The sequence below is a fragment of the Duganella aceris genome (assembly GCF_011090165.1).
Taxonomy (GTDB): domain Bacteria; phylum Pseudomonadota; class Gammaproteobacteria; order Burkholderiales; family Burkholderiaceae_D; genus Rugamonas; species Rugamonas aceris.
This window is the reverse complement of the sequence record NZ_JAADJT010000012.1, coordinates 123,602-140,631: the sequence shown is the minus strand read 5'-3', so window position 1 is coordinate 140,631 and position 17,030 is coordinate 123,602. Positions and strand designations below refer to the sequence as shown.

Genomic DNA, 17,030 nt, shown 5'->3' with positions numbered 1-17,030 from the left:
CGGCGCGGGCTAGGACAAGCCCAGCGACCGCAACGGCCCCGGGTCGAGCCAGTCCGAGACGTCGAAATCGCGCTGAACGAACTCCCACTCCAGCAGGTAGCGCTTGAACTGCTCCAGCGCCGTCACCGCGTCGTCGTCCAGGTTGACGCCCAGCTTCTCATGCAGCTTGTCGCCGTAGGCGAAGCGCACCCACGATTCGCTCCAGTTGGTCTCGCGCGCGATGTGGGTCAGCGCCTGGCCCGGATTGCGCCGCGCCCAGCTGTCGACCGAAGCGATGCTGCCGAGGAAACGCCGCACCAGGTCCGGATGCTGCTGCAAGGTCAAGGCGTTCACCGTCAGCGGGCGCGGCGTGCAGTTGTTGACGCGCACCCAGCGGTCGGGATGGAAGCCGAGGTCGATCACCACCCGCGCGTCGAGCAAATGCGCCACCTCGGCGCCGCGCACGTCCTTGACGTAGATCGCGTCCACCTGCCCTTTCAGCAGCGCGTGCACCAGCGCCGTGTAGCGGTGCGGACTGCCGCGTCGCACCGGCGTGTCCGGCTCGGTCACCGCGCCGGCGCCGCGCGCGTGGACGTCGATCCATTCCGCGTCCTTGTAGCCCAGGCCGGCCGTCTCCAGGGCCACCAGCAGGCCGCGCAGCGCTTCGGCGCGGTTGACGTCGACCCCGTCGGCGGCGGCCGGCTGACGCGGCAGGCCCAGCCGCCTGCCCTTGAGCGCGGCCGGAGCGTCGATGCCGGATTCGGGCAGGGCCAGGATCACCTGGTATTCGTCGATCCACGAAATGCCGATCACGCGCGTGTCGCGGCCCTTGGCGCGGGCCCAGATCGGCTGCACCGCGCCGCCCAGCCGGAACGAATCCGGCAGGTTGTGCTCGAAATGCGAGGCCAGTTCGGCCGGGTTGTCCGATTCCTGCAGCGACTTGATGGTGATGCCGTCGGCGCCGAATTCGCGGTCGTACAGCCCGAGCTGGGCGCTCAGGCCCAGCGGCGTCGGCACCGATCCGCGCGAATACCAGATCGTCGCCGGCTTGCGCTCTTCGCTCATGGCTGTTTCTCCTGTGTCCAATAGTTGCTCAAGCCCAGTTCCTTCAGTCCGGCATCGACAAAGCGCGGCTCCAGCAGTTCCTCGGCCGTCAGCTGCTTGCGCACCAGTTTTTGCTGGCGCGCGAACGCCAGCACTTCGCGATAATGCCAATAGACCAATCCATCGTACAGCGGCGAGAAGCGGTCCTTCCACGCCAGTTGCGGATCGTCGTAGGCGCGCCGCACCACCCGCTCGGGGATGCCGGCGCGGGTGCCGTCGCGGATGAAGGCTTCGCGGTTGGCGTCCAGCGACGCCCAGTGCTGGGCGCGCAGCCAGGCGGTCACCACCAGTTGCGTCAAGGCAGGGCTGGCCTGGGTGAAGTCGCGCCGTCCCCATAGCTCGGCGCGCATCTTGCGCTCGGGCTTGCCCTTGCTGCTCCAGATGATGCGTCCGGCGCCGCGATCCTCCAGTGCGTCGCCGCCCAGCACGAACAGCGCGTCGACCTTGCCGGTGGCCAGCGCCGCCGCGCCCGGCTTGATGTCCATGTTAACCAGCGTGAAATCGCCGACCGACAGGCCGTTGTCCTCGATCAGGTGGCGCAGACCCAGCTCCCACGGCCGGCCGCGGTGCACGCTGATGCGCTTGCCCTTCAGGTCGCGGATGCTGCGCGCGGTCGAGCCCGGCGTCACCAGCAGGAACACGTCGCTGCCGCGTCCGGCCGGCACCACCACCTGGGTGCGCACGCCGCCGGCGTTCAGGATCACCGATGGCAGGTCGCCATAGGCGGCGAAATCGATGCGCTTGCCGGCGAAGGCTTCGTTCATCGTGGCGCCGGTGTCGCCGGCGACCGGCAACCATTCCAGCCGCACGCCACGCTGTTGCAGCTGCGCCGCCAGCCAGCCCTCCTGCTGCACGCGGAACGCGACGCCGCCGATCGCCGCCTTGCCGTTCTCGGTGAAGGCGGTGGTCGCGATGCGCACCGCCTCCGGCTCGGCGCCGCTGGCGGCGGTCAGCGGCAAGGCGCACGCCAGCACCATCGGCAGCAGCCGGCGCAGCGCGCCGAGCAGTCCGCCGCGCGCCGGCCCGGGCTGACGCGCGCGCATTACGCGGCCTGCTGGCGTTGTTCCAGCGCCGCCTCGAACGGCCGCGCGTCGATCCAGTCGCGCACGTTCACGGCCGCCGGCAGGAAATGCCAGCGATGCAGGAAATCGGCGAAATCCTGCAAGCCGGCGATCGAACTGTCGGACAAATCGGTGCGCAAGCGCAGATGCGCGTCCTCGCCGTAAGCCTTGGCGACGTAATATTCGCTGCTGTTGGTCTCGCGCGCCAGGAAGCGCCGCGTCTCGTCCGGATTGGCGTGCGCCCAAGCCTCGGCCTGCAACACCTGCTCGACGATGGTGACCGCCGCACCGAAGTGCCGCTCCAGCAAATTGGCGTCCACACTCAAGGTGCGCGGCGTGCCGTTGTTGGCGCGGATCAGGGGATCGGGATGCACGCCGGTGTCGATCACCGTGCGCAGGCCGAACTGCTGCGCCACCTGCACCGCGTGCGCGCCCTTGAGGAAGATCGCGTCGACCTCGCCCCGCAGCAATCCCAACAGCTCCGGATTCTGGCCGCGCCCGCCGCCGAACACATTGGTATTGGCCAGCCGCGCCGCCGCCTGGTCGCTCTGCCCCGCCTCGACCACGAAGTCGACCAGCGTCACATCATGCACATACAAGCCGTCCAGCTTGAGCGCATTCTCCAGGCCGCGCAACGCCTGGGCACGGGCGAAATCGATCTGCGCCTTGCGCCACAGCGGCAAGCCGAAGCGGCGCCCCTTCAGGTCGCGCACGGTCTTGATGTCGCTGTCGGGCAGCACCAGGATGCGTTGCGTCTCGTCGGCCCAGGACAGGCCCAGCACCCGGGTGTCGCGGCCGTCGGCGCGCGCCCACAACGCCGGGATATTGCCGCCGTGGCGCACCGAATTTTGCAGCGTATGGTCGAAGTGCGATTCGCGCACCGCCTGGTCGTTCGATTCGCGCAGCGAACGAATGGCGGTCGATTGCGCCTGGAAGGCCTGCTCCAGCCAGCCTTTTTGCAACGCGATGCCGAGGCCGGTCGGGACCGGGCAACGGGTGTACCACAGGGTGTCGAGGGGATTGCTCATGAGATTCTCCTTGGGTGAATGAAAGTTCGTTACAGGGCCAGACGGCGCGCCCATTCCTCGGCGCCCCACTGGCTTTCGGGCGGACGCGGCGCCTCCGGGGTGGGCGGCGTGTCGCGCAGGTCGCCGAAATCGGCATGCAGGCCGTCGCGGATGGCGACGAACTCCGCCTGCCCGCGCTGGCGCGGATGCGGCAGCGGCACCGGCTGGATGCGGCGCACGCGTCCGGGGCGCGCCTCCAGCACCACGATGCGGTCGGCCAGATAGGTCGCCTCCTCGATGTCATGGGTGACCATCACCATGGTGATGCCCTCGTCCTGCCACAAGCGGCGCAACTCCTGTTGCAGCCGGACGCGGGTCAGCGCGTCGAGCGCGCCCAGCGGCTCGTCCAGCAGCAGCACGTCCGGCCGACCGACCAGCGCGCGGGCGATCGCGGCACGCTGCGACATGCCGCCCGACAGCTGATGCGGATAGGCGTCGGCGAAGCCGTCCAGCCCGACCCGGGTGATCTCGGCCGCCACCCGCGCGCGCTGTTCGTCGGCCGGGACGTCGGTGTTGGTGAAGCTGAGCGCCACGTTCTGCTCCACCGTCAGCCACGGGAACAGCCGGTGGTCCTGGAACACCAGCCCGCGTTGCAGGCCGGTGCCGAGGATGGGCCGGCCGTCGTGCAGCAGTTCGCCGTCGTAATCGGTGTCCAGCCCGGCCAGCAGCCGCAGCAGGGTCGACTTGCCGCAGCCGGAACCGCCGACGATGGCGACGAACTCGCCCGGCCGCACGTCCAGCGAGATATCGTCCAGCACCAGCAACGGTCCGCTCTTGAGCTGGAACGATTTGCTGACATGCTCGATCCGCAAGCCGCCGGCGCGCGCGGCTTGCGGCAACTGGGCCGCTGTGAAAGTGATCGGGGCGTTCATGCTGACATTTCTCCTTTGGGTAAAACGGGCGTAGGCTTGCGCAGGTGATAGAAGCACCATGCGGCCAGCCAGGGCAACAGCCACAGCAGAAACACATGCTGCAAGCCGATGCTGTCGGCCAGGCGGCCGGCGGCCAGTGCGCCGCCGGTGCCGCCGACCATGCCGAACAGCGTCAGGTGCGACGAGACGCGCGCCTTGTCCACCGGCGCGCGGCCGATGCGGTCGGTGTTGACCAGCGCGTTCACGCCCAGGCCGAGGCCCAGCAGCACCGAGGCGAACAGGTAGGCGGCGGTGTTCGGCAAGGTGCCGAGCAGCAGCAGCGCCAGCGTGATGGCGAGGTGGGCGCCGCCATAGATCCGTTCGCGATGCGGGCTGCCGAGCACCAGCTTGCCCAGCCCGAGCAGCACCAGCACGAAGCTCAGGCCCTGCACCGCCATCAGCCAGACGGCATGCTGGTGCGGCCAGTGCAGCACGCGGATCGCCAGCAGCAGCGAGAACACGCCGACGCTGGAGGCGGTGAAGCTGGCCAGGATCTCGAACAGATAGGTGGTGCGCACCGCCGGCAGGCGCCACAGCGCGCGCCAGCTGGCGGCGGCGTCGCCGGCGTTGGCGCCGGGCTTGCGGCCGGACGATTCCGGCAGCACCCGCCAGCCCAGCACCGCCAGCAGCGCGAACATGCCGGCCGAGACCAGGAAGCCCGCCTTCAGGCCGAGGTGGGCGATGGCGTAGTTGCCGGTCAGCGGGCCGGCGAACTGCATGCCCAGCGTCAGCGTGCCCTTGTACCAGCCGGCGCGGGCCTGGCCGATTTCCGGCAGGCGCACCAGGAACACCGTGCTCATGGCGACGATGCGCAGCGAGATGCACAGGCCGACCAGGAACATCAGCAGCGCCACCCATTCCCAGCCCGGCAGCCAGGGCAAGGCGCAGAACGCGGCCGACAGGGTCAGGCTGACCGCCGCGTACAGGTATTTCGGATTGCCGCGCGCCAGAATATAGCCGGCCGGGATCGTGCCCAGGGCCATGGCGAAGGTTTCGGCGCTGCTGATCACCGCCAGTTGCAGGTTGCTGACGCCGAGGTGCAGACCCAGCAGCGTGCTAAGCACCTTGTTCATGCCGATGGTCATGCCGGACAACAGCGTCAGCCCGACGAAGCCGATCAGGAAGCGGCGCACGTCCGCGCCCGCCGGCGCGGCGACGGCCGCACTCGGCAGCGCGAGCTGGTTCAATGGCGCGCTCATAGCGTGCTGCGTCCGCGCACCAGCAGGCCGGCGGCGCGCTGGAACAGGAAGTTCATCGCTTGCGCCAGCAAGGCGATGGCCAGCACGGCGATCAGCACCACGTCCATGCGGCCGCCCTGCTCGGCGTTGACCAGCAGCGAGCCGATGCCCGGCCCGGCCGCGAACAGCAGTTCTCCGCCCACACAGGCCAGCCACGAAAACGCCTGCGCGTGGGTGACGCCGGTGACGATGGCCGGCAGCGCGGCCGGCAGCAGCAGGCGGCGGAAGGTCTGGCCGCGTGTCAACGTCAACATCCTGCCGACCTCGCGATAGGATGGGTCGACGCGGCGCATGCCTTCGCTGGTGTTGAGCACGGTCGGATAAAACGCGGCGATGACGATCACCAGCAGCTTGGCGGCATCCCCACTGCCGACCCATAGCCCGAGCAAGGGCACCAGGCCCAGCAACGGCACCTGGCGGATGCTGTGGAACAGCGGCCCGATCAGGCGGTCGGCGACGCGCGACTGCGCCATCAAGGTGCCGACCGCGATGCCGAGCAGGCCGCCGATCAGCAGTCCTTCCAGCGTGCGCGTCAGGCTGGCGCGCAGATGCAGCCACAGCTCGCCGGAGCGCAGCAATTCGGCCACGCCCTGCGCCAGCTGCTCCACCGGCACGAACACATAGGCCGCGCCGCTGCCCTGGCGCGAAGCCCATTCCCACAACAGCAATGCGGCCAGCGGCAGCAGCAGGCCCTTGAAGACGCCCAGCGCGCCGGCGGCGCCGAGGTTGCCGGCCTTGAGTAGATTCTGTTTCATGCATTGTCCTTGTTGTCGCGCTGCCAGCGCATCAGGTGCGATTCCAGCCAGCGCAATCCGCGGTCGAGCGCGTAGCCGATGCCGCCGGTCAGCACCACGCCGACCATGACGATGTCGAGCCGGAACATCTGGCGCGCCATTTCCATCATCTGGCCGAGGCCGCTATCGGCCGCCAGCAGTTCGGCGCCGACCAGCACCATCCAGGAGCGGCTCAGCGCGATGCGCACGCCGGTCAGCGTGGCGGGCACGATGCCGGGCAAGACCACGCGGCGCACGATCTGCCAGCGGGTGAAGCCGTACACGCGCGCCACTTCGATGTAGCGCTGCGACAGGCCGGCGACGGCGTCATGCACGGCCAGCGCGACGATGAAGAAGGTGGCCTTGACCACGATGAAGATCTTGAAGCTTTCGCCGATGCCGAACAGCAGTATGAACAGCGGGATCAGCGCCACCGAAGGCAGCTGCCGCAGCACGTTGAAGGTGGGCGCGGTGTAGGCGCGCAGTCCCGGCGACAGGCCGAGCAGCAGGCCGAAGCCGATGCCGGCGCTGGCGCCGATGGCGAAGCCGCCGGCCAGGCGCAGCACGCTGATTTCCAGGTGCTGGCGCAGTTCGCCGCTGTCGATCAGTTCCCAGGTGGTGCGCAGCACTTGCAGCGGCGAGACCAGGATTTGCTCCGGCGCCCAGCCCAGGGCGGTGGCGGCGGACCACAGCGCCAGCAGCAACAGCGGCGAGGTCCAGCCCGACCAGCGCCAGGCCAGCCAGCGCGCCACCACGCCGGGCCGCGCGGCGGCGGGCCGGGGCGATACGGTCGCGGGCGACTTGGCGGGCGGCTGCGGCGCGGCGGGCACCTTCACGGCGATGACGGAGTTGGTACTCATCGCGGATCAGGGCGCCCAGTACTGCTGCAGCTTGAGCTGGACCAGCGCCTGTTCAACGAACTGCGGCACATACAGCGTATTGGTGTCCAGCGGCTTGGCGATCAGCCCGGACTGCCTGGCGTACAACGCCTCGGCCGCATAGTGGGCCTTGACCTCCGGCGTCAACAGCGGCGACCAGCGCGCCTTCCAGGCCCGGGTGTCGCCGTCAAGCTCGCGCCGCACCACGCTTTCCGGTTGGCCGGCCGCCGCCTCGGCGCGTATATACTCCTCCCGCCCGCTGTCGACGCTGGCGATCTGATGCGCGCGCACATAAGCGGTGGCCACCAACTGCGCCAGCTGCGGATATTTGCCCAGGAACTCGGCGCTGCCCCACAACTCGGCGCGCATCTTCCAGTCCTGCGGCGGCGTCTTGCTGGCCCAGATCACCCGCCCGACCTTCTTATCCTCCAACAGGAAAGCATCGCTGAGCGTGAAGAAGGCATCCGCGCTGCCGCTGGCCAGGGCCGCCGCACCCGCCTGCGGATTCAGGTTCAGCAGCTTGACGTCGCTGGTCTTCAAACCATTCGCCGCCAACAGACGCGAAAACGGATACTCCCAGGGCCGGCCGCGATGCAGGGCGATCTTCTTGCCCTTCAGATCGTTGATCGAACGCGCCGTCGAGTTGTACGGCACCACCAGATAAGTGTTGTTCAAACTGCCGCCCGGCACCACCAGCCGCGTCTGCAAACCGGACGCGTTGGCGATGATGGATGGCAGGTCGCCATACTGCGCGAAGTCGATCGACTTGTTGGCGAACGCCTCGTTGACCTGCACCGCCACCGAATTGGTGGTGACCGGCAACCACTCCAGCTTGACGCCCAGCTTGCCCAGCTCGGCCGCCAGCCAGCCCTGGCTGGCCACCAGCGCCGACGAGCCGGCGAACAAGGCCTTGCCGCCATTGGCGTTGCGCGCCACGGCGGCGATCCGCACCGACTCCGGCAGGCCGGCCGCCGGCGACGCCGGCACAGGCGCCAGTCCCGCCCACGCCAGCACTGCCAGCCCCAAGCACGCCAACGCGCCGCGCCGCTTCACCACAAACGAATCGAACATCGTGCTCATCCCCTGATTACAGATCGGTGGCCGGCAGCAGCGACAGCTCGCGCGCCTTCTCGTACAACGGACTCATCTTCCATTGCTGGCGCAGCACGCCCGGACCGAAGTCGCGCGAACCGCCGATGGCTTCGGCCTGGATCTGGATCTTGGCGCCCTCCTCCAGCAGCAGGATGAATTCGGCGGTCTTCAGCAAGCCCTGCTTGCCCCAGACGGTGGAACCGCCGTTGGCTTCCAGGATGGCCGTGTGATACGGGTTCTTCTCGATCTGGTCGAGGATGTAGTCGACTTCCGGCTGGCGGCGGTCGATATAGATCGGGATCTCGCGGATCAGCTGGAAGCGCTGCACCGGCACATAGCGGATCGGCAGCGTGCGATGGGTCTGCGCCCAGGCGCCCAGCGCCGGCGAATGCACGTGCGAGATGGTGGTGATGTCGGCATGGGTACGGAACAGCTTCAGGTAACGGGTGCCGCCGCCACCGCCGTTGCCGGTGTGTACGGTGCCGTCCAGGCCGAGGATCGACGCCACCAGCGGCTCGCCCTTGCGGAACGGTCCCGGGTCGTTGACGATGACCACCAGTTCCTCGCCGGGCACGCGCTCGACGAAGCCGACGGTGCCGAAGGCGGTCAGGCTGCCGGTGTCGCGCAGCGCGTCGAACGCCAGTTGCGCCTGCTTGCGGGTTTGTTCGGCGAAGGCCAGGACCTGTTCGCTGAGACGGTGTTCGGTTGCGGTTTCTGCCATGAGATTCTCCTTGGGTTGAGGGTGCCCTTCCATTAGTGCAAGCGCTGTGCCAAGCGATTCATGGCAAAAAGGCGTTTAGTCAGCAGCATTCCGGCAGCAACTGCTGCTGGCGCAACAGCAGACGCGACATCAACTGTTGCGCCAGCAGCAGCGTGCCCCGTCCAGCGCGGGCATGTTTTCTGCTCAACACAGCCCAGCGGCGCGCGTGGCGTGGCCGTTTCGATCAATCACCAAGGAACTACATGAGCACACCCACCACAGCCGTCGACACCATCTGGTTTACCCGTTGTCCGGTCCCCACCGCCACCGGCCTGGCCTACAAGCTGGGCTGGCTGGATCAGGAATTCGCCGCCGACGGCATCGCCATCAAGACCTTGCAGGAAGCCGGCGGCGAGCTGGCGCGTCACCACTACGACCACCAGCTCGATACGCTGATCCGCGAAGGCGGCAACCTGCTGGCCCTGCCCGCCCGCGCCCAAGGCGCGCCGACCCGCCTGATCGGCCTGACCTGGATCGACGAATGGCAATCGATCCTGGTCCGTCCCGGTTCCGGCATCAGCCAGCCGGCGGATTTGAGGGGCAAGCGCCTGGCGCTGCCGCGCTTCCGCGAGGAAGACCTGGCCAACAACCGGCGCGGCAACAGCATCGCGCGCGGCATGAGCCTGGCCGGCTACAAGGGCGTGCTGGCCGCCGCCGGCCTGACGCTGGATGATGCGCAACTGGTGGAACTGGCGACCGAGGAATTGCGCCGCCGCGAGCCGGGCGACTGGACCCGCAACACCGACCTGGGCGGCGGCCTGTGGCAAGGCATCGCGGCGCTGCAACGCGGCGAAGTGGACGCGGTCTACGTCAAGGGCGCGTCGGCGGCGCAGGCGGCGCAGGCGGCCGGGCTGGTGGTCGGCATCGATATCGACGCGCTGCCGGAGAAGCGCTTCCGCGTCAACAACGGCACGCCGCGTCCGATCACCGTGCATGAGGATTTCCTCGCCAACCATCGCGAACTGCTGGTGCGTTTCCTGACCCAGACCCTGCGCGCGGCCGAATGGGCCAAGCACAACCTGCCCGAACTGCGCCGCATCCTGCAGGACGAGACGCGCGGCTCGGCCGCCAGCGTGGAGCAAGCCTACCGCGACGGCTTCCATCTCGACCTGGCGCCGGACTTGTCCGAAGAGCGGGTGGCGCTGTTCGCGCGGCAAAAGAACTTCCAGCTGACCCACGGCCTGCTGGACCGCGACGTCGATCTCGACGCCTGGATCGATCCCGGCCCGCTGGAGGAAGCCCGCCTGCGCCTGCAAGACGAACTGCGCGCGGCGGCGTGACGTAAAAAAACCCGGCACCGCATCGCTGCGGCGCCGGGCTGGTCGAAGGTGGCGGTTAGAAGTAGTAGGTGTACGAACCGCCGACAGTACGCCGCTGGCCCCAGTACACGGTATCGCCATTGGCGGTTCCCGGCACGAAGGTGGTCAGCGTATGGTTCTTGTAGACCTTGTCCCCCAGGTTGTTGCCGTACAGCGAGAACAGATGGTTGCCGCCCGGCGCCGTGTACGAGATGCGCGCGGTCAGCAGCGAATAGCCCGGCTGGTTCAACAACCAGCGCGCATCGCTTTGCGGATCGACATAGTAGAACTGCCTGGCGGTGTAGCGCACATCGCCGGCCAGCACGATCTTGCCGCCGTTGGCCAGCGGGATGCGGTAGTCGGCCGCGAACAGCGCCGTCAGGTGCGGCGAGCGCACGAACTCGTTGCCGCTGCGGTTGCCGCCGCCGTTCTGGATCGCGAAATCGTCGAACTCGGTGCGCAGGATGCCGATGTTGGCGTTCAGGTGCAACTGGTCGATCGGCAGCGCTTCCACTTCGAACTCGGCGCCGTTGACGTGGGCCTTGGCGACGTTCTGCAGATAAGCCACGCTCTGGGTCGGGTCGCCGTTGTAGACGCCGGTGATATTGACCTGCACGTTCTTGTAGTTGTAGTGGAACACATTGGCGTTGAAGTTCAAGCGCCGGTCGAACCACTCCGATTTCAAGCCCAGTTCGAACGAATCCAGCTTCTCCGGCGCCACCGTGTTCAGCGCGCGCACATCGCTGGCGCCGGTGTTGTAGCCGCCCGACTTGATACCGTGGGCATACTTGAAGTAGCCGCGCGCCTGCTCGGTGAACTTGTATTCCGGCGTGAAGTCGTAGGTCCAGGCGCGCCAGGTGGTCGACGGATTCGAACTGAAGTTGTTGTTCGCCACCGAGGCCGCCGTATAGTTGCCGCCTTTGACCGTGTTCCACCAGTCGGCCGCGCCGCCGAAAGTCACCGTGCCGGATGCGGCCTGGATGCGGCGCAGGTCGAGGTCCTTGGTCTCGGTGGTCCAGCGCAAGCCGGCCGTGGCCAACAGGCGGTCGGTGAAGTTGACGGTGCTGCTGCCGAACAGCGCGAAGCTGCGGGTCTTGTGCTCGAAGCTGGTGGCGTTGTAGCCGACCGGCTGGGTGCTGCCGGCCAGCGCGCCGGCGATGTCGTTCGGCAGGCGCGCGGTGGCGGCGTCGGAATCGATCTTCTCGTTGAAATAATGCAGGCCGCCGACCCAGCTCACTTTTTCATCCTTGGCCGACGCCAGCCGCAACTCCTGCGAGAACTGGTGGCTCTTGGCCTTGGACCAGCCACGGCTGATCTCCAGCGGCGTGTTGTCGCTGTCGCCCAGGGTATCGGTCTTGAAGTCCTCGTAGCCGGTGATCGAGCTCAGCGTGTAGCGTCCCAGGTCGTACTGGATGTTGAGGTTGGCGCCGCCCTGCTTGATCACGCTCAGCGTCGGCGCGTTGGTGCTGACGTCCTCGCTGTCGTTGCTCGGCACATAACCGTTGCGGTAGACGCCGTTGGCGGCGTAGCTGGCGGTGGTGGTGATGGCGCCGGTGGACTTGTAGTCGCGGTAGTGCAGGTTCAGGTTGGCGCTCAGGTCGCGGCTGAACCTGGCCTGCAACTGGCCGCGCACGGCGTTGTCGCGCAGCGCGCCGTCTTTCTTGCCGGTGTACAGATTGTTGAACGGACCTTCGCCCTGGTCTTCCGAGTGGAACGACAGGCGGCCGTTGAGCACGTCCTCCTTCAGCGCGCCGCCGATCGCGCCTTCCAGCAGCCGGGTTTCATGGCTGCTGTAGTCGGCCTTCAGATAGCCGTCCAGATAGTCGCTGGGCTTGCGCGAAATGACGTTGATCGCGCCGCCGGTGGTGTTCTTGCCCCACAGCGTGCCTTGCGGGCCGCGCAACACTTCCACCCGGTCGAGGTCGAACAGCGGGAAGCCGGTGGCGCTGGCGTTGCTGATGTAGACGTCGTCCAGGTAGAAGCCGACCGGGTTCGGGAAGTCGATCTGCTGCTGGCCGGCGCCGACGCCGCGTATCCACCAGCGCGGCCGGCCGTGCTGCTGGGTGCCGGCCGAAGCGTTCGGCACATAGTTCAGGATCTCGCTGGCCGAGCGGCCGACGCCGTTGTCCAGCAACTGCGCGCCGCTCAGCACCGTGATCGCGCTCGGCACCTCCTGCAACTTGCCTTCGCGCTTCTGCGCGGTGACGGTGACGGTCTGCAGCGAGGCGGCCGCGCCCGCGCCACTTGCTTCGGTGCCGTCCGTGCCGTCCGCGGCACGCGCCGCACCGTCGGCAACCACGGCCGCCGGCACATCGCTGGCGTTGGCCAGGCCCGCCGCCAGCAACGCGCCGCCGCCCATCGCGACGGCGAACGCGGCGTGCATCTCGCGCAGCAGCAGTCTCAGTGTGGGACGGGACGGCCGCGCGGGCCGGGGCGGAAAGGGAACGACGTTGGAACTACGCATTATGCATCCTTATAAAATGAAAATCGGTATCAGCCCACTGCGCGCAGCAGCTTCGAATTGCCATGCCCGCGCACCAGCGGCAGTACTTCCTCGCCGACGCGGTAGGCTTCCTCCAGGTGGGGCGTACTGGCCAGGATGAAGGCGTCGGCGCCCAGCTGCACCAGGTCGTCCAGCCGTTCGGCGACTTGCTGGTAACTGCCGACGATGCCCTGGGTCTGGCCGCCACGGAACAGGTTGAAGCCGGACCACACGTTCGGCTCGGTGATCAGGTCCTTGTAGCTGTTGATGGTGGTCGGCCGGTTGCCGCGCTGGCGCGCCGCGCCCACCGAATCGCTGCCGTCCTGGCCGAGGAACTGCCGCAGCGTGGCCGGATCGACGTTGTCGAAGCCCTTGCGCACCTCCTCCCACGCCTCCTCCTCGGTGGCACGGGCGATGATGTCGACCCGCACCGCGCACTTGATCTTGCGGCCCAGCAGATCGGTCTTTTCCTTGACGCGGCGGAATTTCTCGCGCAGTTGCGCGAACGGCTCCAGCCAGGTCAGGTAGTAATCGGCGTGCCTGGAGGCCGACGACAGCGCCGCGTCCGACGAGCCGGAGAAGTAGATCTCGGGGAATTCTTCCTCCGACAGCGGATGCGCCAGGCCGGCGTTCTCCACCTGGTAGAACTTGCCCTGGTACGAGAACGGGCCGCCGCGCCAGACGCCGCGCACCACGTCGAGGAATTCGGTGGTGCGGGTGTAGCGGTCGTCGTGGTCGGCCGAATCGCCCCACCATAGCTGCGCCGGTCCGCCGCCGCCGGTGATCACGTTGTACAGCGCGCGGCCGCCGGTGGCGCGTTGCAGGCTGGCCGTCATGCGCGCCGCCACCACCGGATTCAGGAAGCCCGGCTGGAACGGAATCATGAAGCGGAAGTTGCTGGTCTCGCGCGCCAGCAGCGAGGAAATCACCCACGGCTCGTCGGTCATCGGGAAAGACGGAATCAGGCCGCCCTGGAAGCCCGAGATTTCGGCCGCGTGCGCGATCTCGGCGATGTAGTCGAGGTAGTTGAAGCCGTCGGCGCCGCCGCCGCCGAGGCCGGCCTTGCGCAGGTTGTCGTTGCCGGGGAACCAGTCGCCGCGGAACGGCGTGCGGGCGCGGTGCGAGCTTGGTTCGCCGTGGGTGGGAATGCGCCAGAAGATATCGATGGTCATAATCAGTGTCCTGTCAAATGTGGGGAACGTGGCAAGCGTCAGGCGGCCTGACGGTCGTCCGGCGCAAGTCGCGCGCGCAGCGCCGGCAGCACGTATTCGCCGATGCGGTAGGCTTCTTCGAGATGCGGCGAGGCGCCCAGCACGAAACTGCCGACGCCGGCGTCGGCATACGCGGCCAGCGCGTCGATCACCTGCGCGTAGCTGCCGACCAGCGCGGCGCGCACGCCGGACTGCGACTGCTCGCGGGCGGCGTCGCGCTCGGCCTCTTCTTCGGTCTCGCGCGCCAGCACGTCAAGGCGCAGGCCGGCGACGACGCCGCGCCCCTGCGCGGCGGCCAGGGCCCGCAACGACGCCAGCGCCGGCTTCAGTTCGGCCAGCGGCGCGGCGTCGAACAGATGCACGTCGGCCTGGCGCGCCGACAGGGCCAGCGCGGCCTCGCCGTCGCCCGACAGATAAATGGCCGGCAGCGGATTGCCGGCCAGCGGGCCACGGAAGCCGCCGTCCTGCACTTCGAAGTAGCGCCCCTTGAAGCTGAACGGCGCCGTGGTCTGCACGCCGCGCGCGACGGTGATGAACTCGTCGATGCGCGCCAGCACCTCGTCCTGCGGCAACTGGTCGCCATGGCGGCTGCGGCTGGCCTCGTCGGCGCCCTGCGCCAGTTGCCAGGCGAAGCGGCCGTTGGTGGCGCGCTGAAAGCTGACCGCGTTCTTCGCGGCGTAGACCGACGAGCCCCACGAGGCTTCGAACTCGGTCAGCAGCTTGATATGGCGGGTGCCGCGCGCCAGGTAGCCGGCCACGATCCAGCTGTCGTCGCCGTCGAAGTCGTGGCCGATGCGCAGGCCGTCGAAGCCGGAGATGTCGGCGGCGCGCGCCACCTGGTGCAGATAGTCGAAGTAGTTGAAGCGCTTGCCGCGCGGGTCGCTGACGCCGTCGGTGAATGGCGCGCGTTGCTTGTCATTGCGCTCGCCGCGCCGCAGCCGGGCGGCTTCGGCGTAGCGGCCGTCGCCGGCGGTCGGCAGTTGCCAGATGAATTCGGTGGTCATGCATGTTCTCCTGTGGATGTTGGCCCTCCACCACAGGTCGCATTAAACATGCCAGCCTAAAACGCGGTCGCGGCGGCCTTTTGATGCTGGTTGCACAGCATTCGCCGCCCTCTCTGTTGATTGCGCAACAGCGGCTGTTGCGCCAGCTACAGCGGCGGGTCTTATGCCAAATACACATATGCTAGCGTGGCATGATTCGTTCCCGTCGCGCCGCCGGGCGGGCTATATTCACTGGCATGGAACTTCTCGCACACAATTTCTCGGCCGAGTTTGCACGCAGCGCCAACCTCGCCAAAGGCGACCAGGACGCGGCCAAACCGTTGATCGCTTTCCGCGACGCCGAGCAATTGAGCCTGATGATCCGGGCCACCGCGTTCGTCTTCGCCGACCCGCACAGCCGCGCGCTGCATGATGTGATTGAGCGGGTCGCGCCCAGCGAGGCGACGGTGCTGATCACCGGCGAGACCGGCACCGGCAAGGAGTTGGTGGCGCGCCACGTGCACGGCCTGAGCCAGCGCCGCGACAAGGGCTTCATCGCCATCAACTGCGGCGCGTTTTCCGAGACGCTGATCGAGAGCGAGTTGTTCGGCTACGAGCGCGGCGCTTACACCGGCGCGCTGCAAGGCAAGGCCGGCTGGTTCGAGACCGCCAACGGCGGCACCTTGTTCCTCGACGAGATCGGGGATTTGCCGTTGGCGATGCAGGTCAAGCTGCTGCGCGTGCTGCAGGAACGCGAGGTGGTGCGGCTGGGCGCGCGCAAGCCGGTGCCGATCGATGTGCGCTTGATCGCCGCCACCAACATCGATTTGTCGGCGGCGGTGCGGGCCGGGCGCTTCCGCGAGGATCTTTACTACCGTCTGCAAGTGATCGCGTTGCCGGTGATGCCGTTGCGGGAACGCAGCGGCGATGTGCTGCCGTTGGCGCATCACTTCCTCGCCACCTACGCGCGCCGCTTGCAGGTCGACGATGCGCGCCTGACGCCGGACGCGGAACGCGCGCTGCTGTCGTATCCATGGCCGGGCAATATCCGCGAGCTGGAAAACGTCATGCACCGCGCCGTGCTGCTGTCCTGCGCCGGCCTGGTGACGCCGGCGGAGCTGAGCCTGTCGGGCTGGCATAGCGCGCCGCCTTCGCCCGACACGGCGGCGGCGCCGGCTCCGGCTCCGGCCGCACCCGCGCAGACCGTGGCGACGATCGCGCCGCCCGCCGTCGCCGATGCCGCCGCCGCCTTCCACGCCGCCTGGCAAGCGCTGCTCGCCTCCGGCCAGACCATCGAATTCGAGGCGCTGCAACAGGAGCTGGTGCTGGCCGCGTGGGAAAGCTGCCAGCGCAACCAGGTCCGCGCCGCCAAGCACCTGAACATCAGCCGCAACATCCTGCGCACCTACCTGAAGAAGGCGGAAGCCATCGTCTGAGCGGGGCGCACAACCATCCCAACCCGCATGAAGGAGTAAGCCTTGTCGACCACCCTCAACGACGCCGCGCTGGACCAGCTGTTCCGCAACGCCCGCACCTACAACCGCTTCCTGCCGCAAGCCGTCGACGACGCCACCATCGCCACGCTGTACGACCTGCTGAAGTGGGGTCCGACCGCGTTCAACGCGCAACCGGCCCGCTACATCGTGCTGCGCACGCCGGAAGCCAGGCAGCGGCTGGCGCCGGCGCTCTCCTCCAACAACCGCGAGAAGACCATCGCCGCGCCGGTCACCGTCATCGTCGCGCACGACAAGCGCTTCTTCGACCAGCTGCCGCAGCAGTTCCCCGCCTATGACGCCAAGCCGCTGTTCGAAGCCAACCCGGCGCTGGTGGAAACCACCGCCGCGCGCAACAGCGCGCTGCAAGGCGCCTACCTGATCCTGGCCGCGCGCGCGCTCGGTCTGGACGCCGGCCCGATGTCGGGCTTCGACGCCGCCACCGTCAACCAGGAATTCTTCCCGGACGAACGGCACGCGGTCAACTTCATCGTCAACCTCGGCTACGGCGACCCGGCCACGCTGTTCGCGCGCAGCCCGCGCCTGTCGTTCGACCAGGCGGTCACCCTGTTGTAATCCGCTGCGCGCTGCGCAACAGCAAACCGCCCCGCTGCTGCGCAACGCACAGGCGGCGCGGCATTTGTGTCGCCGCCGCAGCAGAACCCGTGTTTTTCTCCCGGCATGCATGTTGCTGAAACAT

At 68.0% G+C, this 17,030-nt stretch carries 15 protein-coding genes; 3 read left to right on the top strand and 12 right to left on the bottom strand.

What is annotated here, in order from left to right:
* Positions 1-9: 9 nt before the first annotated feature.
* From GW587_RS24245 to GW587_RS24205, 9 genes are read right to left on the bottom strand one after another with little or no spacing between them, the layout of a single operon-like run.
* On the bottom strand, positions 10-1,044 hold the full coding sequence (locus GW587_RS24245; RefSeq protein ID WP_166107444.1) for an ABC transporter substrate-binding protein: 1,035 nt from the start codon (positions 1,042-1,044) through the stop codon (positions 10-12).
* Positions 1,041-2,126, bottom strand: coding sequence for an ABC transporter substrate-binding protein (locus tag GW587_RS24240; RefSeq protein WP_166107442.1), 1,086 nt, complete (start codon positions 2,124-2,126; stop codon positions 1,041-1,043). Before GW587_RS24240 ends, GW587_RS24245 begins: the two co-directional genes overlap by 4 nt.
* Positions 2,126-3,172, bottom strand: a complete 1,047-nt coding sequence (locus tag GW587_RS24235) for an ABC transporter substrate-binding protein (RefSeq protein WP_166107440.1) — start codon at positions 3,170-3,172, stop codon at positions 2,126-2,128. Before GW587_RS24235 ends, GW587_RS24240 begins: the two co-directional genes overlap by 1 nt.
* 29 nt (positions 3,173-3,201) lie before the next feature.
* Entirely contained in the window at positions 3,202-4,083 is an 882-nt protein-coding gene (locus GW587_RS24230) for an ABC transporter ATP-binding protein (protein ID WP_166107438.1), read from the bottom strand.
* Positions 4,080-5,321 carry an MFS transporter gene (locus GW587_RS24225; protein WP_166107436.1) on the bottom strand — a complete coding sequence of 414 codons (1,242 nt, stop codon included), beginning with the start codon at positions 5,319-5,321 and terminating at the stop codon, positions 4,080-4,082. The genes GW587_RS24230 and GW587_RS24225 overlap by 4 nt, the downstream gene beginning before the upstream one ends.
* Entirely contained in the window at positions 5,318-6,115 is a 798-nt protein-coding gene (locus tag GW587_RS24220; RefSeq protein WP_166107434.1) for an ABC transporter permease, read from the bottom strand. The genes GW587_RS24225 and GW587_RS24220 overlap by 4 nt, the downstream gene beginning before the upstream one ends.
* Entirely contained in the window at positions 6,112-6,993 is an 882-nt protein-coding gene (locus GW587_RS24215; protein WP_166107432.1) for an ABC transporter permease, read from the bottom strand. Before GW587_RS24215 ends, GW587_RS24220 begins: the two co-directional genes overlap by 4 nt.
* A 6-nt stretch (positions 6,994-6,999) precedes the next feature.
* The gene (locus GW587_RS24210; RefSeq protein ID WP_166107431.1) at positions 7,000-8,082 is read right to left on the bottom strand and encodes an ABC transporter substrate-binding protein; all 1,083 of its coding nucleotides are present in this window, start codon (positions 8,080-8,082) and stop codon (positions 7,000-7,002) included.
* 16 nt (positions 8,083-8,098) lie between these two features.
* On the bottom strand, positions 8,099-8,824 hold the full coding sequence (locus GW587_RS24205) for a class II aldolase/adducin family protein (protein ID WP_166107429.1): 726 nt from the start codon (positions 8,822-8,824) through the stop codon (positions 8,099-8,101).
* A gap of 242 nt (positions 8,825-9,066) precedes the next feature.
* Here GW587_RS24205 and GW587_RS24200 point away from each other — a divergent pair, with 242 nt between their 5' ends.
* The gene (locus GW587_RS24200) at positions 9,067-10,143 is read left to right on the top strand and encodes an ABC transporter substrate-binding protein (RefSeq protein ID WP_166107428.1); all 1,077 of its coding nucleotides are present in this window, start codon (positions 9,067-9,069) and stop codon (positions 10,141-10,143) included.
* Between the two features lie 55 nt (positions 10,144-10,198).
* On the opposite strand, the gene GW587_RS24195 is transcribed toward GW587_RS24200, so the two are convergent.
* The 3 genes from GW587_RS24195 to GW587_RS24185 are packed head-to-tail and all read right to left on the bottom strand — an operon-like array spanning position 10,199 to position 14,858.
* Positions 10,199-12,625 carry a TonB-dependent receptor gene (locus tag GW587_RS24195; protein WP_166107426.1) on the bottom strand — a complete coding sequence of 809 codons (2,427 nt, stop codon included), beginning with the start codon at positions 12,623-12,625 and terminating at the stop codon, positions 10,199-10,201.
* Positions 12,626-12,654: 29 nt separating this feature from the next.
* Positions 12,655-13,815, bottom strand: a complete 1,161-nt coding sequence (locus GW587_RS24190; RefSeq protein ID WP_166107425.1) for an LLM class flavin-dependent oxidoreductase — start codon at positions 13,813-13,815, stop codon at positions 12,655-12,657.
* A 38-nt stretch (positions 13,816-13,853) separates the two neighbouring features.
* Complete coding sequence (locus GW587_RS24185; protein WP_166107423.1) at positions 13,854-14,858, bottom strand: LLM class flavin-dependent oxidoreductase; 1,005 nt, start codon at positions 14,856-14,858, stop codon at positions 13,854-13,856.
* A gap of 236 nt (positions 14,859-15,094) precedes the next feature.
* Between GW587_RS24185 and GW587_RS24180 the strand changes: the two genes are divergently transcribed.
* Positions 15,095-16,273, top strand: coding sequence for a sigma-54 interaction domain-containing protein (locus GW587_RS24180; RefSeq protein ID WP_166107421.1), 1,179 nt, complete (start codon positions 15,095-15,097; stop codon positions 16,271-16,273).
* 42 nt (positions 16,274-16,315) lie between these two features.
* Complete coding sequence (locus GW587_RS24175) at positions 16,316-16,906, top strand: malonic semialdehyde reductase (RefSeq protein ID WP_166107419.1); 591 nt, start codon at positions 16,316-16,318, stop codon at positions 16,904-16,906.
* The last annotated feature ends 124 nt before the right edge of the window (positions 16,907-17,030 follow it).